This is a genomic window from Rahnella sp. EDr1-12 (genome assembly GCF_049206505.1).
GTDB lineage: Bacteria > Pseudomonadota > Gammaproteobacteria > Enterobacterales > Enterobacteriaceae > Rahnella > Rahnella rivi.
This window is the reverse complement of sequence record NZ_JBLZNY010000006.1, coordinates 54,679-79,483: the sequence shown is the minus strand read 5'-3', so window position 1 is coordinate 79,483 and position 24,805 is coordinate 54,679. Positions and strand designations below refer to the sequence as shown.

Annotated in this window: 20 protein-coding genes; 2 read left to right on the top strand and 18 right to left on the bottom strand. The window is 51.2% G+C overall.

What is annotated here, in order from left to right; all coding sequences use genetic code 11:
• Positions 1–22: 22 nt before the first annotated feature.
• From dgcA to ACO0U8_RS19970, 13 genes are all read right to left on the bottom strand, one after another.
• Positions 23–988 carry an N-acetyl-D-Glu racemase DgcA gene (dgcA, locus tag ACO0U8_RS20030; protein ID WP_122095169.1) on the bottom strand — a complete coding sequence of 322 codons (966 nt, stop codon included), beginning with the start codon at positions 986–988 and terminating at the stop codon, positions 23–25.
• Positions 988–1,998 carry an N-acetyltransferase DgcN gene (gene dgcN / locus ACO0U8_RS20025; protein ID WP_056770200.1) on the bottom strand — a complete coding sequence of 337 codons (1,011 nt, stop codon included), beginning with the start codon at positions 1,996–1,998 and terminating at the stop codon, positions 988–990. The genes dgcA and dgcN overlap by 1 nt, the downstream gene beginning before the upstream one ends.
• 283 nt (positions 1,999–2,281) lie before the next feature.
• Positions 2,282–3,349 (bottom strand): porin, encoded by a 1,068-nt coding sequence (locus ACO0U8_RS20020; protein ID WP_056770197.1) that lies wholly within the window; start codon positions 3,347–3,349, stop codon positions 2,282–2,284.
• Between the two features lie 772 nt (positions 3,350–4,121).
• Entirely contained in the window at positions 4,122–5,834 is a 1,713-nt protein-coding gene (locus tag ACO0U8_RS20015; protein ID WP_056770194.1) for an ABC transporter ATP-binding protein, read from the bottom strand.
• A 104-nt stretch (positions 5,835–5,938) separates the two neighbouring features.
• On the bottom strand, positions 5,939–6,244 hold the full coding sequence (locus ACO0U8_RS20010) for a hypothetical protein (protein WP_122095163.1): 306 nt from the start codon (positions 6,242–6,244) through the stop codon (positions 5,939–5,941).
• A 14-nt stretch (positions 6,245–6,258) separates the two neighbouring features.
• Positions 6,259–6,783: a hypothetical protein gene (locus ACO0U8_RS20005; protein ID WP_217203527.1), complete on the bottom strand. Its 525-nt coding sequence runs from the start codon at positions 6,781–6,783 to the stop codon at positions 6,259–6,261.
• A gap of 159 nt (positions 6,784–6,942) precedes the next feature.
• A complete protein-coding gene (locus tag ACO0U8_RS20000; RefSeq protein WP_421671483.1) occupies positions 6,943–7,680 on the bottom strand; it encodes a fimbria/pilus periplasmic chaperone in 738 nt (245 codons plus the stop codon).
• Positions 7,646–8,968, bottom strand: coding sequence for a fimbrial usher protein StbD (gene stbD / locus ACO0U8_RS19995; RefSeq protein ID WP_421671482.1), 1,323 nt, complete (start codon positions 8,966–8,968; stop codon positions 7,646–7,648). Before stbD ends, ACO0U8_RS20000 begins: the two co-directional genes overlap by 35 nt.
• A 98-nt stretch (positions 8,969–9,066) precedes the next feature.
• Positions 9,067–11,622: a fimbrial outer membrane usher protein gene (locus ACO0U8_RS19990; protein ID WP_421671550.1), complete on the bottom strand. Its 2,556-nt coding sequence runs from the start codon at positions 11,620–11,622 to the stop codon at positions 9,067–9,069.
• Positions 11,606–12,361 carry a fimbria/pilus periplasmic chaperone gene (locus ACO0U8_RS19985; RefSeq protein ID WP_217203524.1) on the bottom strand — a complete coding sequence of 252 codons (756 nt, stop codon included), beginning with the start codon at positions 12,359–12,361 and terminating at the stop codon, positions 11,606–11,608. Before ACO0U8_RS19985 ends, ACO0U8_RS19990 begins: the two co-directional genes overlap by 17 nt.
• Before the next feature lie 108 nt (positions 12,362–12,469).
• Positions 12,470–13,024, bottom strand: coding sequence for a fimbrial protein (locus ACO0U8_RS19980; RefSeq protein WP_421671481.1), 555 nt, complete (start codon positions 13,022–13,024; stop codon positions 12,470–12,472).
• 715 nt (positions 13,025–13,739) lie between these two features.
• A complete protein-coding gene (locus tag ACO0U8_RS19975; RefSeq protein WP_421671480.1) occupies positions 13,740–15,269 on the bottom strand; it encodes an EAL domain-containing protein in 1,530 nt (509 codons plus the stop codon).
• A 21-nt stretch (positions 15,270–15,290) separates the two neighbouring features.
• Positions 15,291–15,956 carry a response regulator transcription factor gene (locus tag ACO0U8_RS19970; protein ID WP_136376404.1) on the bottom strand — a complete coding sequence of 222 codons (666 nt, stop codon included), beginning with the start codon at positions 15,954–15,956 and terminating at the stop codon, positions 15,291–15,293.
• Positions 15,957–16,052: 96 nt separating this feature from the next.
• On the opposite strand from ACO0U8_RS19970, the gene ACO0U8_RS19965 reads away from it, so the two are divergent.
• Positions 16,053–16,376 (top strand): hypothetical protein, encoded by a 324-nt coding sequence (locus tag ACO0U8_RS19965; protein WP_421671479.1) that lies wholly within the window; start codon positions 16,053–16,055, stop codon positions 16,374–16,376.
• Here ACO0U8_RS19965 and ACO0U8_RS19960 read toward each other — a convergent pair.
• From ACO0U8_RS19960 to ACO0U8_RS19940, 5 genes are all read right to left on the bottom strand, one after another.
• On the bottom strand, positions 16,367–16,606 hold the full coding sequence (locus ACO0U8_RS19960) for a hypothetical protein (RefSeq protein ID WP_056770162.1): 240 nt from the start codon (positions 16,604–16,606) through the stop codon (positions 16,367–16,369). The genes ACO0U8_RS19965 and ACO0U8_RS19960 overlap by 10 nt on opposite strands.
• A 95-nt stretch (positions 16,607–16,701) precedes the next feature.
• On the bottom strand, positions 16,702–17,382 hold the full coding sequence (narI, locus tag ACO0U8_RS19955) for a respiratory nitrate reductase subunit gamma (RefSeq protein WP_056770158.1): 681 nt from the start codon (positions 17,380–17,382) through the stop codon (positions 16,702–16,704).
• Positions 17,375–18,100, bottom strand: coding sequence for a nitrate reductase molybdenum cofactor assembly chaperone (gene narJ, locus ACO0U8_RS19950; RefSeq protein WP_421671478.1), 726 nt, complete (start codon positions 18,098–18,100; stop codon positions 17,375–17,377). The genes narI and narJ overlap by 8 nt, the downstream gene beginning before the upstream one ends.
• Entirely contained in the window at positions 18,097–19,635 is a 1,539-nt protein-coding gene (gene narH, locus ACO0U8_RS19945; RefSeq protein WP_056770152.1) for a nitrate reductase subunit beta, read from the bottom strand. The genes narJ and narH overlap by 4 nt, the downstream gene beginning before the upstream one ends.
• Positions 19,632–23,396 carry a nitrate reductase subunit alpha gene (locus ACO0U8_RS19940; RefSeq protein ID WP_217203519.1) on the bottom strand — a complete coding sequence of 1,255 codons (3,765 nt, stop codon included), beginning with the start codon at positions 23,394–23,396 and terminating at the stop codon, positions 19,632–19,634. Before ACO0U8_RS19940 ends, narH begins: the two co-directional genes overlap by 4 nt.
• Before the next feature lie 384 nt (positions 23,397–23,780).
• Between ACO0U8_RS19940 and ACO0U8_RS19935 the strand changes: the two genes are divergently transcribed.
• Positions 23,781–24,800: a transporter gene (locus ACO0U8_RS19935; protein ID WP_122095141.1), complete on the top strand. Its 1,020-nt coding sequence runs from the start codon at positions 23,781–23,783 to the stop codon at positions 24,798–24,800.
• The last annotated feature ends 5 nt before the right edge of the window (positions 24,801–24,805 follow it).

Genomic DNA, 24,805 nt, shown 5'->3' with positions numbered 1-24,805 from the left:
GCCTCCTTTATAAGTTGAACTGTTAAAGCCAGACTTCGCCGTTCTCATAGCGCAATGCCGGTTCGGCGTCCTGCGCCAGCCAGATCGGGCCGTCGAGATCGACACGCTCAGCCTGCACCGCCACCGGCAGCGCGGCTTCCATCGCTAACGAGGAACCGAGCATACAACCGACCATGATGCGCAGACCGAGGTGCCGCGCCTGCGCGGTCATCGCCAGCGCTTCCGTCAGGCCACCGCATTTGTCGAGCTTGATGTTGATCATCTCGTAACGATCCGCCAGCCCGGCAATATCCGCGCTGACATGGCAGCTCTCGTCGGCGCAGACAGGTACAGGATGCAAACAACGCACCAGATCCTGATCATTTCCGGCAGGCAGCGGTTGTTCGATCATCGCAACGCCAAATTCGTGCAATGCCAGAAACAGGCTTTCGAGATCCAGCCCCAGCCAGGATTCGTTGGCATCCACCACCAGCGTCGCCTGCGGTGCCGCCGCACGGATGGCCGCCACTTTTTCGACGATCTCGTCACGGTCGAGTTTGATTTTCAGCAATTTCGCACCACCGGCGACCGCCACGGCGGCCGCGGCAGCCATGTTTTCCCGCGTATCCAGACTCAGCGTTTCTGCGGTGATCACTGATACCGGTGCCGGCATATCCAGCAGTTGCCAGACGCTCTTGCCCTGTTTTGCCGCATCGAGACGCCACATTGCACAATCCAGGGCATTGCGCGCGGAACCGGCCGGTAACGCCTGTTGCAGTGCGTCGCGGCTCAGACCCTGCTCAACCTGCGGGCGGATAAAGGCAAGTTGTTCACCCACGCTGTCGGCTGATTCCTGATAATGCGCCGTCGGCGTGCATTCACCGGTGGCGCTGAATTCACCGTCGGTCAGCGTGACCCGCACCACGGTAACGGCAGTGCGGGTGCCGCGGGAAATCACAAAAGGTTTTGCCAGCGGTAACTCCACGGCACCAAAACTCATCTCAGTCATCAGCCGTTGTCCCTGATCCATTGCGCGATATTTTTGATGCCAAAACGCACCGGATCGGTGGCCGGTACGCCAAATTCTTCGCTGATGTCAGCCAGCGCCGCGATGGCTTCTTCTTCACTCACACCGGATGTATTCAGGGAGAAACCGGCGATCCTGACGTCCGGGCTGGTGAGGCGGGCTGCGGCGAGGTTGGTGTCGAGGCACTGACGCAGCGTCGGCATAAACTGGTGCGGCAGATGGCGCATGTGCGGGCGGCCCAGTTCATGACACATCACTAATAAATGGGCCTGCGCGCCGTGGATCAGGCCCATGCTGACACCGGCAAAAGACGGGTGATACAGCGAGCCCTGACCTTCGATGATGTCCCAGTGATTGTCGTCGTTGGCGGGGGCTAACAGCTCCACCGCGCCGGAGATGAAATCGGCAATCACTGCGTCAATCGCAATGCCTGCACCGGCGACCAGGATCCCGGTCTGGCCGGTGGCACGAAAATCAGCGTTCAGATCCAGCTCGCGCATGGCGGATTCCAGCGCCAGTGAGGTGTACATTTTGCCGACCGAGCAGTCTGTCCCCACGGTCAGAATGCGTTTACCACTGCGTGGAATGCCGGTGCCGGTGTCCAGCTCAGGGCGCATATGGCGCACGTCGAACAGCTCAACATGGTGTTCTGCCGCCAGTTCGACCAGTTCAGGAATATCATTGAGGCCCTGATGCAAACCGTTCGCGACGTTCATCCCGGCGCGGATCGCCGTTTTGATGGAGTCGATCCAGTGTTTAGGCAGTTTTCCGCCGGAGTTGGCCGTGCCCAGCACCATGGTTTTCGCGCCCTGCGCTTTCGCGGTGGCGATATCCATTTCCGGTAATCCGAGGGACACCGAGTCCGTCGCCAGACGAATTTGTCCGACGCAAGATTCAGGACGCCAGACGTGAATGCCGCGCGCTGTTTTAGCGGCCAGCGGATCCATCACATCGCCGAGGAATAACAGGTACGGCATCGGTATTTGCTGCATGTCAGTTTCTCCGTTGAGATTTTTTAGAATGTGTTTTGGTGGTGCGTGCACAGACTATTCCATGCGCAGACACGGGTGACGAATACTTGTTTGGCGAGGGGGTATAACCTGAGGCTATAGGTTTAGTTTATTGAATTTAAAGTGGTTATTAAAAGTGGCTTAGCCGGAGAGGCTGCAGACAAAACGGGGAATTGCAGGCATAAAAAAAGGCAGAGCCAATGAACTCTGCCTTTGCGATTACCTTTTTCAGACACAGAATGGGGTAATAATTTTGTTCACTAACTTAGAAGCGGTAAGTCAGTGCTACAGCAACGATGTCATCAGAGCTTACGCTCAGTTTGTTGTTGTCATCGATCTGGTTGATCATGTAGTCAACATAGGTGTACATGTTTTTGTTGAAGTAGTAGGTTGCGCCGATTTCGAAGTATTTAACCAGGTCAGCATCGCCCACGCCTTCAACATCTTTCGCTTTGGACTGCACGTAACCGATTGACGGACGCAGACCATTTTCAAACTGGTACTGTGCAACTAACTCATAACCCTGAGTTTTGTTAGCGAAGCCGCCAGGGATAGACGCCAGGTTGCGGGTTTCGTTATACATTGCAGAGAGATAAATCTGGTTAGCATCGTATTTCAGAGCCGTTGCCCATGCAGAGGCTTTATCACCGCCACCGATGGCAGAGTTAGCTTGTGCATTGGTACGGTCAGAGGAAGAACCTGCGATAACCGCGCCGATACCTGAACCTGCGATATCTTCATAATCGATGGATGCGCCGTAACCGTCGCCGTTCGCTTTGTTGGACGCGCGGCCGTCGTTTTCGTTCTTAGCCTGGTACTGCAAGGCCAGGTTCAGACCGGTGACCAGACCGAAGAAGTCCTGGTTACGGTAAGTGGCGAGGCTGTTAGAGCGGCCAACCATGAAGTTATCGGAGTTAGCGGTATCACCACCAAACTCTGGCAGCATATCGGTGAAGCCCAGTGCGTCATATACCACACCGTAGTTACGGCCGTAGTCGATGGAACCGAAGTCTTTCACTTTCAGACCCGCAAAGCCCAGACGGGTTTTGTTGCCCAGGTCGCCCTGAGATTCAGCGTGGTTAGCCTGAATGTTATATTCCCACTGGCCATAACCGGTCAGTGTATCGTTAATTTGAGTCTCACCCTTGAAGCCCAGACGCGCATAAGTGTAATCGCCGTCAGAACTCTTATCGTCGGAGAAATAATGCTTGGCAGTCACGCGACCGTAGAGGTCCAGTTTATTACCGTCTTTATTATAAATCTCGGCTGCATTTGCGGTTGAACCCACTGCAATTAAAGAGACCGCTAAGGCCAGCACACTGCGCTTCATCATTATTTAAATTTCCTTGATTTTTTTATAAAGGATGTCTCATGCCCGCTTTCTTTTATATGACTGGAATATCAGGCTGTGAGTATTTGTACATGTTTTTAGATGCGTCTGTCTGTAAAACGACTTGAACCTTAACACTGCGCACAAAAAGTTAAAATGGAAAAGTTCGGCGATATGAGTCTTTTTTACGTAAAGAGATGTAACATTATGTTTCTATCATAAGCCGCTAACCCACTGATTATATGCGGTTTTCGCATAACGTTTTGCACCAGCACAGTGCATCGCATCAATTTGGTGCAAAAAGGGTCTGAGTTTGTAAAGTAGTTGCAAGCCAGATCACCATTCTCAAACGTTTTTTTCTGTTAACAATCGTTAAGGAATTATCTGAAAAATCGTGCCTGTTGCCTTTTAATAGTGCATAGCAGGATAATTATTTTCATTGAAATTTCATTATCTAAAAAATAGAAAATGCAGCCATAAGAATTTTGTACTACTCAATTTTTTGGCCTTTAGGATTTTTAATAAAGGCGCTGATTAAATTAAAACCAAATTTAAGATAAATATAATTACGCGGGTGATTAAATTGAACGAACTCGCCTATTTCTAAATGACCGCCTGGGTTATTTTATATTCAAAACGGGCTTTTGTTTAAAATGGCGATATGAGAACACAGAGAGTTGCATGGAGGTTTGGGCGTTTTTCGGGGAGAATTTTTTGGTGAAGTGGCGGTGAATCCTCCACTTCAGCCCTCCCCGTGAGAGGAGGGCGTCAGGAATCAACGGAACTGTGCGGCGTGAAGCTGGGCGTAGCGCCCCTGAAGTGAGAGCAGAGATTCATGCGTGCCCTGCTCGACGATCCCTTCTTTATCTACCACCACAATACGGTCTGCATTCTGGATGGTCGCCAGACGGTGAGCGATAACCAGCGTGGTACGCCCCTGAGAGAGTTCAGCCAGTGATTGCTGGATGGCCTGTTCGGTGGCGGTATCCAGTGCTGACGTTGCTTCATCAAGGATCAGGATCGGCGGATTCTTCAGGAAAATGCGCGCAATCGACAGCCGCTGCTTCTGGCCGCCGGAGAGTTTGACGCCGCGCTCCCCGATCACCGTGTCCATTCCCAGCGGTAACGCCCCGATGACTTCATCTAAACGCGCCCGGCTGGCGGCCAGGCGGATCTCCTCTTCGCTGGCATCGAGCTTGCCGTACGCAATGTTCTCGCGGATTGTGCCGCCAAACAGGAAAACGTCCTGCTGCACAATGCCGATGTTATGGCGCAGCGAGGTTTGCGTCATGTCGCGGATATCGATGCCATCGATGGTGATGCTGCCGCTGTCCAGCTCATAAAAGCGGGGCAACAGCGAGCACAGCGTGGTTTTCCCCGCGCCGGACGGCCCGACAAACGCCAGCGTCTCTCCTGCATTAATAGAAAGCGTGATGCCATTGAGGATTTTTCCGGCGGGCGTGTAACCAAAGGTCACGTTGTCGTAATGAATGTCACCACGCAGATGGCTGACGTTCTGCGCGCCGGGGCGATCGACGATATCCGGGGCAGTATCGATAAGTTGCGTAAAGCGTTTAAAACCGGCAATGCCTTTCGGATAGCTTTCCAGTACCGAACTGATTTTCGCCACCGGACGGAAGAACACTTCCACCAGCAACAGGAACCCGACAAATCCGCCGTAGGTCAGCTGATCGTTAATCACATACCAGGTGCCGGCGATCATCACGATGATCTGCACCAGGCGGGTACTGAGATAACTCAGCGTCAGGCTGGCCGTCATGATTTTGTAGGCTTTCAGCTTGGTGATGCGGTAGTTGTTGTTATCCGACGCGAACAGCTTTTGTTCGTGCTCTTCATTGGCAAACGCTTTCACCACCCGGATGCCACCAATGCTTTCTTCTATACGTGCGTTGAAATTACCCACCATCCCAAACAGCCGCCGCCAGGTGTCTGTCATCTGCGCGCCGTAACGGCTGACCATCCAGGTCATGGCCGGAACAATAATGATGGTCATCAGCGCCAGCTGCACATGCACGGTCGCCATCAGAATGAACGCGCCGATAAAGGTCATCACCGCGATAAACACATCTTCCGGGCCGTGGTGGGCGATCTCCCCCACCTCTTCCAGATCTTTGGTGACGTGAGTGATGATGTGCCCGGTTTTGGTATTGTCGTAATAACGGAAAGAGAGTTTCTGTAAATGGCTGAACGCCTGACGACGCATGTCAGTTTCAATCCCGACGCCCAGCGCGTGACCCCAGTAGTTCACGATCGCCATCAGCAAGGTGTTAATCACATAAATCAGCAGCAAGCCGACGGTTGCACCGATGATCAGCACCCAGTCATGAGCAGGCAAAAGTTTGTCGATAAAGGTTTTGATCGCCATCGGGAAGCCCAGCTCCAGCAGCCCGGCCAGAATGGCGCATCCGAAATCGAGGAAGAACAGCTTTTTATAAGGAACGTAATAAGAGAAGAAACGGCGGAGCATCAGGCATCCTCATAGAATCGGCCCGCAGCGGGCAAGTCCGTCAGTCTAAATGAAAATAGTTATCGATAAAGATAATTTTAGACTTGCCCGCCTGAAGACCGTTTTCACAGAAGTTTGCGTACGCCGCTCAGAATCACGGTAAACGCCGCGTTAAGCGCCTGCCAGGCGATCTCCGTCGTGATCGCTTCATAGGTGGTCAGCACTGCCACAAAGGTGGATTTTTGTGTCGCCAGCAAAGACTCATATTCCCCCGAGCGGAAATCGCTTTTGCCTTTTTCAATCTCCCATGTCACCTGTAACAGGGCTTCAATCTGCGGAACGGCACTGTTTGCCACCGTATTCCAGTTTGCCCCCAGTGAAGCTTTTGCCGCCGCAATGGCACTGTCTTTTACATCAAAAATATCACTCATCTTTATCACCTTTATTATTTATTCGCTGTGCCTGTGCCATTTTTTAATACCAGCTGATACGTCAGCATTGACTGTAAAATCACGTTGACCTGTTTACGCTGGATATTGATATATGCCGGAGAGTCTTGTTGCGAACAATGCTGCCTTTTATAACGGACCTGATAGAAGATATTTCGCAGACCAAACATCTGCTGATCAATCGCAGGGTTGTTATTTAAGGTTTTGGTGCGTGATTCAATCAGTGTTAAATCCGTTTCCGCGGAATTAAAAAACTGACTGTCAGGTTCTGAAGGAGCGGATATCAGCGAAAGTGCCTGCCCTGCCGCCACGGGCGCGGCCTGACAGGCCACCACCGGGGTAACAGGCGGTGGATTATCCGACATTGCCTGCGCGGTCCAGGCAACAAACTGCCGGTCAGCTTTTAGCTGAAAATCGGTGATTTGATTATCTAATGTGGGATCGTATTGATGTGTAGAACACCCGGCCATTGTCATCACGATAATACACATCGCGACGCGGGCTTTAATGATTGAGTTCAAAATGCCTCTCCTGTGACTGATTCAGAGGGCGGACAGTATTCCATTGTCCGTGCCATCAAAAATTAGTCACAAGAGAGGGGCGACGCAATCAACCGGTTAATCATTTTCAATAAAATGATAAGGCCATTTTTCTCATTGGAATAAAAAAGGCGTGGGTGATTATTTTAATTTCTGGCTGCCCTGCCATCGCGTGCCATTATCATTGATAACGTCATACTCCACTTTATCCACCAGGGTTTTATCTGCCGGAATGTCCACCCGCGCTGAAGTGAACGGCGCCACCATCACACCGGGTAACGCCGTCTTTCCCGAGCGAAGGGAAGAAAGCGTCAGGTGCCACGGCGTCGGATTTTGTATCAACAGTGTTTTATTGCCCGGCTCATGGTCGATGCTGAACTGCAATTTTTGCGCATCATTTTCCTGCAATTCACCGATTTTTTCCGGCCTGACAAACACTTTCATGCGGATTTTTAATGGCAGTACGATCTTTTTCTCACCTTTATGGTGTGTTTCGGTATTTGGCGGGATCTGATAGATATTCAGCCAGTAAACACTTTCACGGTCCTGCGGCAGGCTTCCTGCTGACACCAGCAGCAGGCGAATATTGCGGATCTCCCCCGGTTTCATTTTGAATACCGGCGGGTTAATCACAACCGGCGTATGTACCTGATCCGGGCTGACGGTCGGGTCACCGTTGTCAGTCCAGACCTGCACGACCACCGGTTCTTTCTCGGAATTCACTAATGACAGTGATTCGGCGATGCTTCCCGAATTGAACACCACACGGGTCTTTTCCGCATTAACCACCGCGCTGGCGTGAAACGCCGTGCAACAGAGCATAATGCCCGCCGCAACGGTGATTTTATTGAAAACTGACCACCACTTGTAACTGCGCATTGACGCTCCCCGCCGTAACTGTTTCGCCACTGATTGCCTCCAGAGAGGCTGTAAAATTTCCGGTGTAGGTTGTGACACCGTCCGTTGAATCATCCTGGCTAGTGGTCAGATCTTTATAGGCGTACCAGCCGCCCAAATTACCCGTTCTGGTTGTTCTGCTGGGCAGTAAATTAAGAGCCGTGCCGCTTTCATTGTAGATTTTGATCCCCACGCCAGATGCCGAGCCGCTGCTCCCATAATTAGTGTCCAGCAAATGTGTAAGCCCTCCGGAACTGGTCGTCAGCCCGAGATTCGTTGCTGCTGTGACAGCCGTTGGTTGGTTGACCAGAAAACCCATTGCGACAGCGGTTGATGCTGCAGTTGTACCAACACTGGAAACAGCAGCATCCTCACACTTAAGGCTGATTGAAAATGAATTCTGACTGGTTTCTCCACTATTAAGAGAAGTGGTAGAAATTGTCGGTAATACAACAACTGTTGGATAATCTTTCACCAGACACATTGCACCACGAACAAAAGTAACATTGTTGTACAAACCATAGGCCGCTGGCCAGGCGCTATGCCAACCATTAGAATTAGAGTATGAATCTGCACCATCAGTAACATTTGTTGATAAACCCGGCCCTTTAAAGGCTATATAACCATAAGGCTGAGAATAACTCATAAGCCAGGTTGTGCTACTATTTGTATAATAAGTCGTGGAATCTATTTTAAAAAGTTCTATGGTGACGCCGCTGAATATACTTGCAGGTATATAAATATAATTTTCATCCTGAACCCAATTATCTGCAACTAACTTTCGTGCTTTCCAATATCGCGAGTAATATTCTCCCGTAGTGGTGTTGGTTAATCTGTAGGCAACATTTCTTACAGGGCTGTAATAGGCATTATCAACTTCATCAGTTGTATACATACCAGTATATGCATTATCACCATTCGTAGCATACATCTCATAGATAGAATCGGCATCGGCTAACGCACATCTGAAAAGTATTTGATTCTGACCGTAACTCGTTGAAGATGAAGCCTGAAAAAAGTCAGCTGTTGAACTGGCAAGTAATGTTCCTGATGGCATCAAACTTGAATTGCTACTTATAGAGACAACTGAAGGAAGCCCTATATTACCATTGCAAGTATCACAACCTCCACCCCAACTTTTTGCAGTATAACCAGCTTCAATTAGTGCAGTAGTCAGATAGCCGGTTCCGGTCACTATCGAACACGTCGCCTGTGAAATACCAGGAAGTACCAATCCGAGAAAACTTATTAAATAAAATAATTTTTTCATCACTCAAAATTCCTTCTATCATCATGCACGTAATATGGATTACCTAACAGTCTCACAAAATATTTTTGATTTTTTAGCTATACATTATTTCTGGGGGTTTATTTACAAGGCAACGTTAACTGTACAAACTCATTATCATCACTCTTAGGTAACTGATAATTAATCCGACACTGCTCTGCATTCGTTTTACCCCATGAAACAAACAGCACGCCTGAACGATCATTAATGCGTGCGTAGATCTGCCCGGCCTGACCGACCATGCCTATACTCTTGCCGTCTTTATCATTCACATCTGCGCCCATCGGAATCATTTGTTTATCGCTGAGCGTGGTATTTATCAACACTTGCTGGCCTGATATTGTTTCAAAATTAACCTGAACAATGGCACCGGAATAAGGCACGACCTGCTGACTTCCGCCCTGAATATCCACACTGGAATTTAGTCCTCTGGGGTCAAGGCTGACGGTATTATATTGATAAGGCGATAACGAAGGCATAATGGCATAACCGAAGCTGTCTATTTTTGCGCCCTGCCCGTTTTTAATCTCTGCCCCTTTGGCGCCTTTGGCTTTGACCAGCGCAAAGGTATCACTGACATAAGGTCCGTAGGTCACACCGCCAGAATGAATAAGCAGCGTACCCGACGTGCCAAATCCATACTGTTTATAACCGGTGCCCTGGGAATAAGATCCCCGGAACGTTCCTTTGGAGGTATTTTGTTGCAGTGACCCACCCCAGGTCATTTCATTACCGTTTTCCTGGTAATTTTCCACACCGCTGTATACAGAATAAGATGAATTACTCTTCTCACCAAAGCTTCCCGATACGCTGGTGGTTGCGGACTCAGAGCTTTTATTTTTCGCCACGTTGAATGCCACGTTAGAACGTGAACTCCCCCAATCCAGCGGCATTGAGAAACCGATGGAAATAGTATTCTCGGTATACTTCTGGCGATTTGTCGTGTCTTCCGGTTCGCTATAAAAATTATTGCGGGTGGTATAACTGGTTCTTTGCCTGCCCACGTTAACGTTATAACTGATTCTTTTGTAGCTGTTGCTGTATCCCAGCTGTAACTGAGTGATACGTGAATTATTGCTGTAGTAATCCGATGTGCTGGCATTGAGTGACAGTGAGCCAAAACTGTCAAAGCCCTGCGCAATCGTGGCACTGAACTGATTTTTCTGGTTCAGGGTATCGGAATAATAGTTTGTCGTACTTTCCGCAGCCCTTCTTACACCCAGCACATCCTGCAAATCACGAAAACCTTTTGTTGAATAGCGATAAGCCGCCAGGGTCAGACTGGTTCCCGTGGTAAAGGTTTTGCTGTAACTGGCTTCTGCACGCCAACCCGACTGGGTTTTATTATTTTCAGCGATGGCATGTGAATACGTGGTGTTAAGCCCTATCGCACCAAACTGCGTCGCCATCACACCGCCAAGCAAATAAGCTTCATAGTCTTTCGCCAGCCGCACACCCGCATTACCGGTAAAACGATTACTGAGCCCGCGCTGAATAACCCCTTCCACGAACTCATTATCTACATTGTAATAATTGCGCACCTTGCCGAGGGCAAACTCGTAATTCCACATACCAGGCCGGATAGAGTCTGGCACGGCAGAATACGGGACAGTGAAAGTTGACGTCTGCCCGTTCGCCTCAATAATCTGCACCTGCAAATCACCCTGCCCACGGGTGTTGCTCAAATCATCAATGACGAACGGTCCCGGTGACACCACCGTTTCATAAATGGTTTTGCCTAGCTGGCTGACCACAACGCGGGCCGTGGTGCTGGCAACACCCCGCACTTCGGGCGCATAGCCACGTTTGCCCTGCGGCATCATTCGGGTATCGCTGGCGAGTTTGACGCCATTGAAAGACAAGCTGCCAAAGAGGCTGCTGTTGGTATAGCTGTCGCCCAATGTAACGACTGAATCAAGCGATGCCAGTGGCCGTTGCGCATAGGTGCGTATGCTGCTCAGCTTATGCCGGGTGCGGCCATTGGTTTCGTTATATGTCAGGTTTGACTGGTTCCTCAGTTGCCATAAGCCGATGTTGGTACCGTTGTTCAGTCCGCTCCAGAAGTTTCTGGTGGTGTATCCGCCGGTGTTTTTGGTTTCATAATAATTGGTGTTGTGTTTAATGAATAAACCCAATGTACCGCTGTCCCATTGCGAAACGGGAATATACCCGCGCGGCTGACGGTACAGTGAGGCCTGCGGAATGAGCAATTTCAGGTGCTGCGTTGATTGTTCAAACTCCCAGGAAGAGCCTTTAGAAAGCGCAGCAAAATTGACACACTGATCATTAACAGGCAGCAACGAAACCGCATCGGCTTTAAGTTGAATAATTTTAATCTGGTCTGCATTCAAACAGGGTTGTGCATTTTGACCATCAGCCTTATCTCTGAAGTTAATTTCAACATTCTCTTTGACCAGTTTATTATTAACATACAGATCGACGCGGTAAACGCCGGCATCCAGCACTGGCTCTTTTTCATTTAATTTAGCCAGATTGACTGCAACGCCCGAACCCTCAAGCAAACCCGGATCAAAATAGAATTCTTCAGCCATCGCTGCCGATAAATACGTCGATGCAATACATAATGTTAAAAATGAAACAGAGGGAACAAAAGCTTTATTACGGATTGATACCATATTCATAACTCACAATCGCTCCCTGATCGTTGACATACTCAATGACAGCAGTGTCATTTTTCATTATCTGCATTTTTTTGAATTCCACATTCCCTTGCGAGAACGGCGCGAGCATATCGGCAGGCCGTGAATAAATCTTATTTTTATTTTTTATCTTCACACTGGCAATTGACAGATAAAACGGTGAATTGTTTTTAATCTGCAACGTGGTTCCGGCAGCCTTTACTGAAGAGGTAACACTAATATGTTCAGTTAACTGTCCGATTTTTTGCGCAATCTCTGCCGGGCGATAAAATACCTTAATACGGTTTTTCAGCATCACCAGCATTTTGTTTTTTTGCTGACTGTCTTCTCCGGCAGCATTCACCGGCGGAATTTGCAGAAAATTAAAATAGAATAGTGATTCGCGATCATGCGGTAAGTTTTTCTGGCCAGTATATGAAATCCTCAAAACCTGCCCGTTATTTGATGCGATTTTAAATATTGCCGGTGAGGCAATAAATGGCGCTTTGCCGGTTACCGGGGTTGATTCATTGTCACCGTCATCCAGCCAGGTCTGAACAACGTAGGGAAAGAGATCTTTATTGCTGAATTCAACGTTCATGGACGGCGCATCGGAGGGATAAATTATCCGGCTACCCATCATAGTGACGCTGGAAAATGCGAATGCAGGTAAAAATAACGACACCGCCAGCATTGTATTTAAAATTTTATTAACTCTTTTTTTGCTACACGACATTGATATTACTCTTATCATTAATATTACGATGTGATTAAAGAAGACATTCTCACTGGAATAAAAATAAGATGGCAGTTTGTCTGCCATCTTATAATCGGTGATGTTTACTTAGAGGTAGCTCACTGCATACTCAACGGAACCCGCAACAGTTCCCGCCTCTGCTGCACCGGTGGCATAATAACGAACGCTATATGTCGCGCTGGAAGACGTTTGCCCTGCTTCGATGGCAAGTTCATTATTGGTACTGGTCCAGGTTGAACTCAGGTCAATAGGCTGGTTTGCTGAGTCAACTAACTGGAGATTAACGTTAGTCGCCGTACCGGTATTTGAAAGCGTTCCAAGGTTCGCCGTATCCACCAGATTGCCAGAGAATACCGCATTGACGTTGGTGACGGTTTCAGCAGTAGAACAACCGGACAGCGCCAGTTCAAAGGTCGTAGCCCCGGCAACATTTCCCAGAGCAGTCAAAGCAGAAGTGGAAACCGTAGGTAATAACACCACCGGCGCTGAATCACTGTTTACAGTTACGGCACATGTTTGCGTGGAAACTTCACCCTGAAATGAAATGGTATTATTAGAAACAGCTGACGCCGTCATTGAAAAAGCTGCTACCAATGCACCACAAGCCACTACAATTTTCTTATTCACGTTTTGTCTCTCCATTAGATTAATTTCCTTCTGACGCAACTGGCCTTCAGCCGTTCAATCAGAGTGGATAATCATAATGTCGTGACAAATTTTGGTAAACAATCACATCAAAAACAGATAAATCAGTGAATTATTCCATTTCTAACCACGTTAACATCTCTTTTATGCTGAAATTGATGTGAATACAAAAATCACTTAGAGTAATAATCTGCAATTTTTGACAATGTTTTGTTACCAGGTGCGAAACTTACATATTCTTAACTAGGAATATTCTCACTGCAATTAAACGCAGGGTAATATCACGGGTTATTTAATGCAGGTTAAATGGCAGGTTTGAATATTATTTATTCATTCCATCGCTAAATTTTCGATATAAATTATTCACTCTGACAAATACCTGGGTAATGTTATGTCATCAATTCGTAAATATTGATTTGGCACATAAACAATGCGCGATGACTTTTGGCTCCCGCTGACCCTCATCAGGTTCTGCCACTGATGCCTGGAACAAAAAGACGTGGTTTGCGCTGATTAGCCCGCACAGGGAAATGCTGACGAATTTATCGAATGAACTGCAGGGGATTTTAAGCACAGGTGTTCACCACATCGCACCGGTGTATGGCACGCGGATGAAGTTTGAGAGGGTGAAAATTGAAGGGATAAAGGGAATCAGCGGGTGCCGGTCAAAAGGCGGTTCAGGGGCTGACAGCCCCTGTCTGTGGGGTTCAGGTCAGAGTTTTTCCACCTCCACCGGCCTGCCATATAACCAACCCTGTCCGACCACTGTCGGCGAATGGCTCAGTAAGAAATCTGCCTGGAGCTGCTCTTCAATCCCTTCCACGATGATGGTTGCGCCGGTGTGAGTGAGCATTTCGAGCATCATTTTTAGCATGTTGAAGCTGACCGATTCTGTGCCGATGGCATCGGTGAATATCTTGTCTATTTTAATAAAATCAAAAGATAATTTGCTCAGATAATCCAGATTGGAATAACCGGTACCAAAGTCATCCAGCGCAATCCGGTAGCCGTACTCTCTCAGCCTGACCAGCGCGTCTTTCAGCACCCGGTGATCTGCCGTCGAACGCTCCGTGATCTCAAGTACAATTTGCTGCCGTTCAACCCCCGCGTTGTCGAGTTCTTCTTCGAGAAACACTTTAAAGTCCGGATCTGTCACATCCGCCGTGGTGATATTAATACTCACGAACAGCGCTTTATTATGGCGAAGATGCGGGCCTATATCTTTCAGCGCGCGGGAGACGACAGAACGGGTCAGCGCTTTAATCTGATGAGTGGACTCAGCGAGTTTGATAAAAATATCAGGCGGGATATTGTCGCCGTGGGTATCTTTCCAGCGGGCTAATGCTTCGTAGCCCATCACCTTGCCCGTCGACATCTCAATAAAGGGCTGAAAATTGATATAGATATCATCATGGCTGATCGCCATTTTGAGTTTATTCTGCATTGAACGGTTATTGCTGACATATTGCACAAGTGCAAATGTAAACATGCCGCCGGCAATCAGACCGGCCAGAATAATAAAGACAATGGCGGTCACCGGCAGGGAGAAAATGCCAATCTGAGTATTTCTTGCCAATACGCAAATATCATATTTTTTGCTGCATTCGGTGAAAAAGGCCTGATGCGACCAGTCCATACGCCCCGGTTTGGTGGCGCCCTCCACCAATCCTGCCGTTTCTCCGAACAAACGGAACACGTGGTTGTGCTGGTGATTGGTCAGCACCGCACCAAACCCCTTGTATGGAACATAAATGTCGCGAAAAGCCGCCGGTGTGGGGAACAGCAGCACATTTCTGGATTCCATCATATCGGCGGTAATGCGCGGATCGACAATGCCGCTGAATGACGTCCAGATGCGCTGCCCGTAAAGGGTCACCGCATCAGGCACAGACATGGTCACCGGCTCCGGCAAGCGGCCACGCATCGCCGTACATTTCAGCTGGTGGTCCTGGGTGTAACCAATATCCGAGATAAACACCGAGGTAAACGAAAGATAGCGAATTTCATCAAGAAATCTGTCACTGCAGGGCTCCAGCCGTAACGAATTGACATTACTGACAATATTGTGGGATTCATCAGCCACTTCCAGCCCGCGCGCCATGATATGTCGGGCGTAAGAAGCCAGATCGTCGCGGTCATACGCGGCGATAGCGAAATGGGTCATCACCAGAGTGAGGGCGGCCACCAAAACAGTGCTGAACAGGATGAACAGGGGTTGGCCAAAAGGTTTCGCGGTCTTCATTGTGTACCTGAATCTGAAAGGTTATTGGCCCGGTGCGTTCAAGGAGACGGGCGGATAGTCGCCAAATTTACTGCCGGCCAGCGCCATCAGCTGACTGAATGCCACATTGTTACTGACTTTCAGTTTTTTCATCATAGCGTGTTTTGTCCGGCTGATACGGCGATAGTCCGTTTTCATTTCTGTCGAGATAGTGGTAATACTCATTTGCTGGCTGAACATAATAAGCACCTGCCATTCGAAGTCGTTCAGCATACCGAAATCGTAATGACGTTTTCGGTCTTCATAAAAAAGAACGCTGACCATACTTTCGGCATTTAATATTTGAGCCGCAGAGGCACGGCAGCCCTCAACGCCTAATTGTTTCATATAAATCGCGTCAGCATTACTTTGGATCAGCAGGGCTGGAATTTCTATTTCGGTGTGAACAATAATATCTATTGCGGGAAACTGAGCTTTGAGTTTTCTGAGGAAGTCCAGCCCCTGAATAATAGACGTATTAGCGTCATACACCTCGCTAAAAATGACATCGATCTTTCTTAATTCCAGCAAAGATTGCAGTGATAAAAAACTTGAAAGTGTGCCCTCAATAATAACCCCACCCTCTTCTCTTAAAATCTGCGACATCACATCGCTGACCATAGAAAGGGGTTCCATAATTGCCACTTTCTCTCTTCTTTTCCACGCCATCTTTATTCCTTACTTTGATGAAATCCTCGTTTTATTTTATCAATTGATTCTGGGATTTTTGATTTGGGAATATAATTTTAGATTAGGTCAATAATCATGAAAAAACCAGTATGGCCGTGGAATACTTCAGCTAATGTCAGGTATTTGTATTATTTCAGAATAAATCTCTGTCAGGATCCTGACAGAACAGTGAATACACAAAGTGGTAATAGTTTGGCAACTAAGAATAATCTCATTAAAATTAAACCGGAACAGGGTGAACGCCGCAAGCGGCAGCGCGCAGTGAAAGAGCCGGAGATTCTTAAGAGGCCCGGCGACAGGCGCCTCTTAAGGCCGGTTTGGGTGGCAACCCTGGGATTTGAAATTAAAGCTGAAGTTGAAGTTGAAGCTGAACGTAAACAAACAACAGATCAGATCTGACCTTTCTTCTTTTTATTACGGATCACCAGCCAGCTGATCCCGCCCATTACCGCACCCATAAAAATAAACCAGATGCCAAGCAGCAATTGCGGCGCCATTTCTCCCGGCGGAGTTTCAGGGCTGCCGACGATCAGGCCGTGGAGAGTGGCAACGATGCCGATCACCAGTAAAATCATGCTGTTGCGAAGTAAACGGCGGGCTACGGTCATTGGAGGTCTTGGAGTGGCCATTAATGCGTCCTTGAGCAATAAAAAAAGATAAGGGCGCATCATAGCGCCCTTCGTTTTTATGTCAAAACAGACAGTTCACAATCTGCTGAGGTCAATCAACGACGATTGCGTACCAGCTGATAGCGGCGGGTGAGATATTCCACCGGTGCGCTCCAGATGTGTACTAAACGGCAGAACGGGAACAGCAGGAATAATGTCATCCCCAGGACCAGATGCACGCGGAAGATAAAGGCCACGCCATCGAGATGCGCCGCCGCGCCGCCACGGAAGGTCACCACAGACTGCGCCCAGCCGACCAGTTTCATCATTTCGCTGCCATCAGTATGCTGCGCGGAGAAGGGAATGGTGCTCAGCCCCAGCGCGCACTGGATCACCAGCAACGCGATGATCATGATGTCACCGAAGCTCGAGGTCGAGCGCACGCGTTCGTTGCTCAGGCGTCGCCACAGCAGCAGACCGCCGCCGATCAGCGTCAGCACGCCACAGGCGCCGCCTGCCCACATCGCCATTTGCTGTTTCACCGGCACCGGCAGGAAGGATTCGTACATCCAGTGCGGGGTCAGCATCCCGAAGGCGTGACCCGCGATGATGCCAAGAATACCCACGTGAAACATCGGCGAGGCAATGCGCAGGATTTTCTTCTCAAGGATCTGGCTGGAACCAGCACGCCAGCTGTACTGGCCGTAATCGTAACGCAGCCAGCTGCCCACCAGGAAGACCGTGCCACACAGGTACGGGTAGATGTTAAAGAAGAAGTTATTGAGGAAGTCAGTCATTTGCGTGGTTCCCCGCAGGTAGGTCGTCAAGGTTCAGATACTGTGGCGCGACCGCGCCGGCAAAGCGTTTCTGGTGCGCGGCTTCTTCACCTGTCGCACAGCTTTGCTCACCGAGGAACTTGATTTGTTCCTCTTCCCATACCGCGTCCAGCGCCGCAGGCGTGTCGTCACGGGCTTCCTGTTTGATCCCGGCGCGCACGGTGTCGGTGGCGATATCACTGCCGGACAGTGCCAGCAGCAGATCAAACAGTTGCGCGTAGTGGCTGTCGCGCTCCTGCATACGGGCGCTCAGCAGCGCGAGGATGGGTGCGATATCACGCAGGCCGTCTCGCGCCTGCGTTTCATCACGTGTGGTCAGATATTCCAGATACAGCGGCAGATAATCCGGCAGCTCGCGGCTGTCGATCTCCAGACCGGCGGCGCGGTATTGCTCCATCAGGTCAACCATCGCCTGACCCCGATCGCGGGATTCGCCATGCACATGCTCGAACAGCAGCAACGAGGTGGCGCGGCCACGATCGAACAATCCGGTGTACGCCGACTGCGCATCCAGCAGGTCCTGTTTGCAAAACGATGTGATGTACAGCGCCAGATCAAGGCGCTGTTGAGGGTCCAGTTCCGGGGAGTCGGTCACCGCTTCCAGCAGTTCGATCTGGTGTTCCCAGAGATCGGCTGAAGGATAATCGAGCAGTAATCCTAAGAGTCGTAAACTGTTCATTCGCCCTTCCTTTCCGTTTTCGCGCCGATGTCGATGGCGTCGATACGTTTACTGTTGAACAGATTGAATTTGCTGTCGCTGCCGTGGCAACCGTCACCGAAGCTGAAACCGCAGCCTTTGGCTTCCGGGAAGGCTTCGCGTGCCTGTTCACGGTGGCTGGAAGGCACCACGAAACGGTCTTCGTAGTTGGCGATCGCCAGATAGCGGTACATTTCTTCCGCCTGCGCCGCAGACAATCCGACCTGTTCCAGCGCGCTGGTGTCCGTCACGCCGTCCACGGTTTCAGCGCGTTTGAAGTGGCGCATCGCCAGCATACGTTTCAGCGCCCGCAATACCGGCGCGGTGTCGCCCGCGGTCAGCAGGTTCGCCAGGTATTCCACCGGAATACGCAGGCTTTCGACGTCCGGCAGCACGCCGCTGTGCGGCAATGCCCCGGCGTCGGCGGCTGACTGAATCGGAGACAGCGGCGGCACGTACCAGACCATCGGCAGTGTGCGGTATTCCGGGTGCAGCGGCAGTGCCAGCTTCCATTCAATCGCCATTTTGTAGACCGGCGACTGACGCGCGGCGTCCATGACGGAAATCGGAATGCCGTCTTTTTCAGCCTGGGCAATCACTTCAGGATCGTTCGGATCGAGGAAGATGCTCATCTGGCTTTCGTACAAGTCTTTGTCGTTCTCAACCGATGCCGCTTCGGCGATACGGTCGGCGTCATACAGCACCACGCCGAGATAACGGATGCGGCCGACGCAGGTTTCGGAACAGACCGTTGGCTGGCCCGCTTCGATGCGCGGATAACAGAAAATACATTTTTCTGATTTGCCGCTTTTCCAGTTGAAGTAGATTTTTTTGTACGGGCAGCCGGTCAGGCACATGCGCCAGCCGCGGCATTTGTCCTGGTCGATCAGCACGATGCCGTCTTCGCCGCGTTTATAAATCGCGCCGCTCGGACAGGTCGCCACACACGCCGGGTTCAGGCAGTGTTCGCACAGACGCGGCAGGTACGCCATAAAGGTATTTTCAAACTCGCCGTACATCTCTTTCTGCATGTTGGCGAAGTTCTGATCGGCAGAACGTTTGCTGAACTCCGTGCCCAGATCGTCTTCCCAGTTCGGGCCGCCGACAATTTTCTTCATGCGTTTGCCGGTCAGCAGCGAACGCGGACGCGCCACCGGCTGATGTTTACCGTCTTTCGCGGTGTGCAGATGCTGATAATCAAAATCGAACGGTTCGTAGTAATCATCGATTTCCGGCATGTGCGGGTTAGCGAAGATTTTATGCAGCAGGTTGGCTTTGTTGCCCATACGCGGCTGCAGTTTACCGTTGATTTTGCGGATCCAGCCGCCCTTCCATTTTTCCTGGTTTTCCCAGTCGTGCGGATAACCCAGACCCGGTTTGGTTTCCACGTTGTTAAACCACGCGTATTCCATCCCTTCGCGGCTGGTCCAGACGTTTTTACAGGTCACGGAACAGGTGTGGCAGCCAATGCATTTGTCGAGATTCAGCACCATGCCGACTTGTGAACGAATTTTCATTTGGCTTTCTCCTGTTTGACGGCGTCCTGCACGTAGTCGTTACCTTCGTCATCCAGCCAGTCGATGCGGTTCATTTTGCGCACAATCACGAATTCATCGCGGTTAGAACCGACGGTGCCGTAGTAGTTAAAGCCGTACGCCAGCTGGGCGTAGCCACCGATCATATGGGTTGGTTTCGGGCACACGCGGGTGACGGAGTTGTGAATACCGCCGCGCTGCTGGCTGATTTCCGAACCCGGAATGTTCACGATGCGTTCCTGTGCGTGGTACATCATGGTCATCCCCGCCGGTACGCGCTGGCTGACCACCGCACGGGCGCTCAGCGAGCCGTTGGCGTTGAAGGCTTCGATCCAGTCGTTGTCTTCGATACCCAGTTTTGTTGCATCGTCTTCACTCAGCCAGACAATCGGGCCGCCGCGACCTAAGGTCAGCATCAGCAGGTTGTCGCTGTAGGTGGAGTGAATGCCCCATTTCTGGTGCGGCGTCAGGAAGTTCAGCGCCATTTCCGGGTTGCCGTTCGGCTTCGCATTCAGCAACGGCTGCGCCGCGCGGGTGTCGATTGGCGGACGGTAGACCAGCAGGCTTTCACCGAAGGCGCGCATCCACGCGTGATCCTGATAAATCTGCTGACGGCCTGACAGCGTGCGCCACGGGATCAGCTCATGCACATTGGTGTAACAGGCGTTGTAAGACACGTGTTCATCTTCCAGACCAGACCAGGTCGGGCTGGAGATGATTTTGCGCGGCTGTGCCTGAATATCGCGGAAGCGAATTTTCTCGTCTTCTTTGTTCAGCGCCAGATGCGTATGGTCGCGGCCGGTGTTCTGGCTCAACGCCGCCCAGGCTTTCACGGCCACCTGGCCGTTGGTTTCCGGTGCCAGCGTCAGGATGACTTCCGCCGCATCAATCGCGGTGTTGATCATCGGCTGGCCTTTGGCGGTACCGTCCGGTTTGGTGTAATTCAGTTTTTTCAGTAAATCGACTTCGCTGTCGGTATTCCAGCTGATGCCTTTACCGCCGTTACCGAGTTTTTCCAGCAACGGACCGACCGAGGTGAAGCGCTCGTAGGTATTCGGATAGTCGCGTTCAACGGCCATCAGATGCGGTGCGGTACGCCCCGGGATCAGGTCGCATTCGCCTTTCTTCCAGTCTTCCACGCCAAACGGCTGCGCCAGCTCAGCGGCGGAATCGTGCTGAATAGGCATCGTGACCATGTCGGTTTCCACACCCAGATGGCCGACGCAAACGCGGGAGAACTCTTTGGCGATGCCTTTGTAGATTTCCCAGTCGCTCTTTGAATCCCAGGCCGGGTCAACGGCGGCTGACAGCGGATGAATAAACGGATGCATGTCCGAGGTATTCATGTCGTCTTTTTCGTACCAGGTGGCGGTTGGCAGCACGATGTCGGAATACAGACAGGTGCTGGACATACGGAAATCAAGCGTCACCACCAGATCCAGTTTGCCTTCGCCGCCCTGCGCCTGCCATTCGACTTCTTCCGGCATCACGCCGCCCTGAATACCGAGATCATCTCCCTGAATACCGTGTTCGGTGCCCAGCAGATATTTCAGCATGTACTCGTGGCCTTTGCCGGAAGAACCCAGCAGGTTGGAGCGCCAGACGAACAGGTTACGCGGGAAGTTCTGCGGATTGTCCGGCTGTTCAGCGGCAAAGCGCACGCTGCCGTCTTTCAGGGCTGCGACGGTGAAATCGGCAGGCGATAAGCCGACCGCTTTCGCCTGTTCCGCGATGTGCAGCGGGTTAACGTTGAGCTGCGGCGCAGACGGCAGCCAGCCCATACGCTCGGCGCGCACGTTGTAGTCGATCATGCTGCCGGTGAATTTGGATTTATCCGCCAGCGGGGACAACAGTTCCTGCGGTGCGACGGTTTCGTAACGCCACTGGCTGGAATGGTTGTAGAAGAACGAGGTGCTGTTCATCTGGCGCGGCGGACGCTGCCAGTCCAGACCAAACGCCAGCGGCTGCCAGCCGGTTTGCGGACGCAGTTTTTCCTGCCCGACGTAGTGTGCCCAGCCGCCGCCGCTCTGGCCGACGCAACCACAGAAGATCAGCATGTTGATCAGACCGCGGTAGTTCATGTCGAGGTGATACCAGTGGTTCATCCCGGCACCGACGATGATCATCGAACGGCCATGGGTTTTGTTGGCGTTGTCGGCAAATTCATGGGCGATACGCGCAATATTCTGCTGAGAAACGCCGGTGATTTTTTCGGCCCAGGCTGGCGTGTAGGCTTTGATTTCGTCATAGCTTTGCGCACAGTTTTCGTCGTTCAGGCCGCGCTCAATGCCGTAGTTCGCCAGCGTCAGATCGTAAACGCTCGCCACCAGACCGGTGCTGCCGTCTGCCAGTTGCAGGCGTTTGACCGGCAGTTTGTGCATCAGGATTTCATCCAGCGCCACGCTGTTGAAATGCTCGCTGACCGCGCCGCCGAAGTACGGATACCCGACGTTGACCACGTCATCGTGATCGTCGAGCAGGCTCAGCTTCAGGCTGACGTCTTTATGATCTTTCCCTTCGCGGGATTCCAGATTCCACTGGCCTTTTTCGCCCCAGCGGTAACCGATAGAACCTAACGGTGACACCAGTTCGCCGGTGTTTTCGTCAAAGGCGATGGTTTTCCACTGCGGGTTATTTTCCTGACCCAGATTGTCCACCAGATCGGACGCACGCAGCATACGGCCTGCGGCATAGGAGCCGTCTTCGCGCGGTTCGAGCATCACCAGCATCGGCATGTCGGTGTAACGACGCACGTAGTCGGTGAAGTACTGGCTTGGGTTATCAATATGGAAGGATTTGAGGATCACATGGCCCATTGCCAGCGCCAGTGCGCTGTCGGTGCCTTGTTTCGGTGCCAGCCACTGATCGCAAATCTTGGCGATTTCGGCGTAATCCGGCGTTATGGCAACGGTTTTGGTGCCTTTGTAACGCACTTCGGTGAAGAAGTGGGCGTCCGGGGTGCGGGTCTGCGGAACGTTTGAACCCCAGGCGATAATATAAGAAGAGTTGTACCAGTCAGCGGATTCAGGGACGTCGGTCTGCTCGCCCCAGGTTTGCGGAGAAGCCGGTGGCAAATCGCAATACCAGTCGTAGAAGCTCAGACACACGCCGCCGATCAGCGACAGATAGCGCGCGCCGGAGGCGTAAGACACCATCGACATCGCCGGAATTGGCGAGAAACCGATAATGCGGTCCGGGCCGAAGGTTTTGGCGGTATAAACGTTGGACGCCGCAATCAGCTCATTCACTTCCTGCCAGCTTGAACGCACAAAGCCACCGCGACCGCGTGCGGCTTTATATTCTTTGGCTTTTTCCGGCTGATTGACGATCGAGCCCCAGGCATCGACCGGATCGCTGTATTGCAGTTTGGCTTCGCGCCATAACTGGATCAGCTTTTTGCGCATCAGCGGGTATTTCAGGCGGTTAGCACTGTAGAGATACCAGGAGTAGCTGGCGCCACGCGGGCAGCCACGCGGTTCGTGGTTTGGCAGATCAGGACGGGTGCGCGGGTAGTCAGTCTGCTGGGTTTCCCAGGTGACCAGACCGTTTTTAACGTAAATCTTCCAGCTACAGGAACCGGTGCAGTTCACACCGTGCGTGGAACGGACCACTTTGTCGTGCTGCCAGCGGCTACGGTAGCCGTCTTCCCAGTCACGGTTGGTATTCAGCGTCTGGCCGTGGCCGTCAGCGAAGGGTTCAGCTAGCTGTTTGAAATAGCGAAACCGGTCAAGAAACTTGCTCATCCGGGAATCTCCTGTGCAAAGGCCTGTGGCGCTTTGTCATTATGTGAATGGCGGGGAATACAACTACATTGCTCAAGTTGGCCTCAGGGTATGCACCCCACACGCGCGTCTACTTGATTGCGATCAACGCCGCGTCGTCGTATAAAAATTCACATAACGATAAATACCCCTTAAGAGGTATTCTGCTATTTCTTAATAATTGATTGTTTTTAAACGGGTAATTTCTGAAAAACACCCCAAAAGCCCATCAGGAAGCCGGAGTAGGAAAATTGGGGGTAAGGCGGCGGGAATGTGACGGATTTGTGAAATTAGCGGGTGGCATATTGTATTTGTGCCGATGTCTGGCGTAATGGAGAAACCCGTTTTCTCCGCCAGAAGCCTTTAATGCAGACAGAAAAACCCGTCGTACTCAATTTCAATGATGAAGTCACCGGAATGATTTACGGCTTCGTTTTTCGGCCAAACCGCCCTGCCGAGCGCGTCTCTTCCCAACAGGTTCAGGAAGCCTATCAGCAGATCTGCCATGACCAGGGGTTTGTCTGGATCCACGTCAATCTCAATCACGCCATGGCAGAAAAATGGCTGAAAAAGCATTTTGCGGTCGGGGATGTGTTTTTCGAAGAAATCCGTGAAGGGTCGCGCAGTACGCGCATAGAGCGGGTGGATGACACCTTGCTGGCAGTGCTCAACGACGTGATTTTTCGCCCCGATGAAACCAGTGATGAAGCCTCCACCCTGTGGCTGAGCTGTCATCAGCAACTGGTGGTGACCGCACGCCACAAACCGGTGCGGCTGATCGAGCGGCTGTTTAAACGGCTTGATCACCTGAACATCGGCTCGCCGACCGCGCTGCTGGTGCATCTGCTGGAAGAACAGGAGGAGTTGCTGGAGCAGATCGTCCGCCGCGCCAACCAGTACGTGGACACCATTGAAGAGCGCCTGCTCAGTCATCACGTCAAAAAGAACCGCGCCAGTCTGGGCCGGCTGCGGCGAATGCTGATGCGTTTTCAGCGGTTGCTGGCGCCGGAGCCTACGGCGCTGTTTCGCCTGCTGAACCGCCCTCCCGCGTGGATCGCGCCCGCCGTGGTGCAGGACTTACGTCAGTTTGCCGAAGAATTTTCCGTGGTGCTCAATGATCTGATCGCACTGACCGAGCGGATCCGTTTGCTACAGGAAGAAATCACTTCGCGCCAGATGGAGCAAAGTAACCGCACGCTGTACGTGCTGACGGTGATCACCGTGCTGGCGCTGCCGATCAATATTGTGGCGGGATTTTTTGGCATGAACGTCGGAGGCATTCCGCTCGCCGGCAATCACCACGGTTTTATCCTGCTGGTGGTGATTGTCGGCGTCTGTACCCTGCTGGCGGGCTGGTACGCTTTCAGGCGCAGCGACGAGAACTGAGGCAA

What these genes read in the sequence shown, in the direction of transcription:
- dgcA (WP_122095169.1), bottom strand. Translation starts at nt 988, where the DNA reads ATGACTGAGATGAGTTTTGGTGCCGTGGAGTTACCGCTGGCAAAACCT.
- dgcN (WP_056770200.1), bottom strand. Translation starts at nt 1,998, where the DNA reads ATGCAGCAAATACCGATGCCGTACCTGTTATTCCTCGGCGATGTGATG.
- ACO0U8_RS20020 (WP_056770197.1), bottom strand. Translation starts at nt 3,349, where the DNA reads ATGATGAAGCGCAGTGTGCTGGCCTTAGCGGTCTCTTTAATTGCAGTG.
- ACO0U8_RS20015 (WP_056770194.1), bottom strand. Translation starts at nt 5,834, where the DNA reads ATGCTCCGCCGTTTCTTCTCTTATTACGTTCCTTATAAAAAGCTGTTC.
- ACO0U8_RS20010 (WP_122095163.1), bottom strand. Translation starts at nt 6,244, where the DNA reads ATGAGTGATATTTTTGATGTAAAAGACAGTGCCATTGCGGCGGCAAAA.
- ACO0U8_RS20000 (WP_421671483.1), bottom strand. Translation starts at nt 7,680, where the DNA reads ATGCGCAGTTACAAGTGGTGGTCAGTTTTCAATAAAATCACCGTTGCG.
- stbD (WP_421671482.1), bottom strand. Translation starts at nt 8,968, where the DNA reads ATGAAAAAATTATTTTATTTAATAAGTTTTCTCGGATTGGTACTTCCT.
- ACO0U8_RS19990 (WP_421671550.1), bottom strand. Translation starts at nt 11,622, where the DNA reads ATGGTATCAATCCGTAATAAAGCTTTTGTTCCCTCTGTTTCATTTTTA.
- ACO0U8_RS19985 (WP_217203524.1), bottom strand. Translation starts at nt 12,361, where the DNA reads ATGTCGTGTAGCAAAAAAAGAGTTAATAAAATTTTAAATACAATGCTG.
- ACO0U8_RS19980 (WP_421671481.1), bottom strand. Translation starts at nt 13,024, where the DNA reads ATGGAGAGACAAAACGTGAATAAGAAAATTGTAGTGGCTTGTGGTGCA.
- ACO0U8_RS19975 (WP_421671480.1), bottom strand. Translation starts at nt 15,269, where the DNA reads ATGAAGACCGCGAAACCTTTTGGCCAACCCCTGTTCATCCTGTTCAGC.
- ACO0U8_RS19970 (WP_136376404.1), bottom strand. Translation starts at nt 15,956, where the DNA reads ATGGCGTGGAAAAGAAGAGAGAAAGTGGCAATTATGGAACCCCTTTCT.
- ACO0U8_RS19965 (WP_421671479.1), top strand. Translation starts at nt 16,053, where the DNA reads ATGAAAAAACCAGTATGGCCGTGGAATACTTCAGCTAATGTCAGGTAT.
- ACO0U8_RS19960 (WP_056770162.1), bottom strand. Translation starts at nt 16,606, where the DNA reads ATGGCCACTCCAAGACCTCCAATGACCGTAGCCCGCCGTTTACTTCGC.
- narI (WP_056770158.1), bottom strand. Translation starts at nt 17,382, where the DNA reads ATGACTGACTTCCTCAATAACTTCTTCTTTAACATCTACCCGTACCTG.
- narJ (WP_421671478.1), bottom strand. Translation starts at nt 18,100, where the DNA reads ATGAACAGTTTACGACTCTTAGGATTACTGCTCGATTATCCTTCAGCC.
- narH (WP_056770152.1), bottom strand. Translation starts at nt 19,635, where the DNA reads ATGAAAATTCGTTCACAAGTCGGCATGGTGCTGAATCTCGACAAATGC.
- ACO0U8_RS19940 (WP_217203519.1), bottom strand. Translation starts at nt 23,396, where the DNA reads ATGAGCAAGTTTCTTGACCGGTTTCGCTATTTCAAACAGCTAGCTGAA.
- ACO0U8_RS19935 (WP_122095141.1), top strand. Translation starts at nt 23,781, where the DNA reads ATGCAGACAGAAAAACCCGTCGTACTCAATTTCAATGATGAAGTCACC.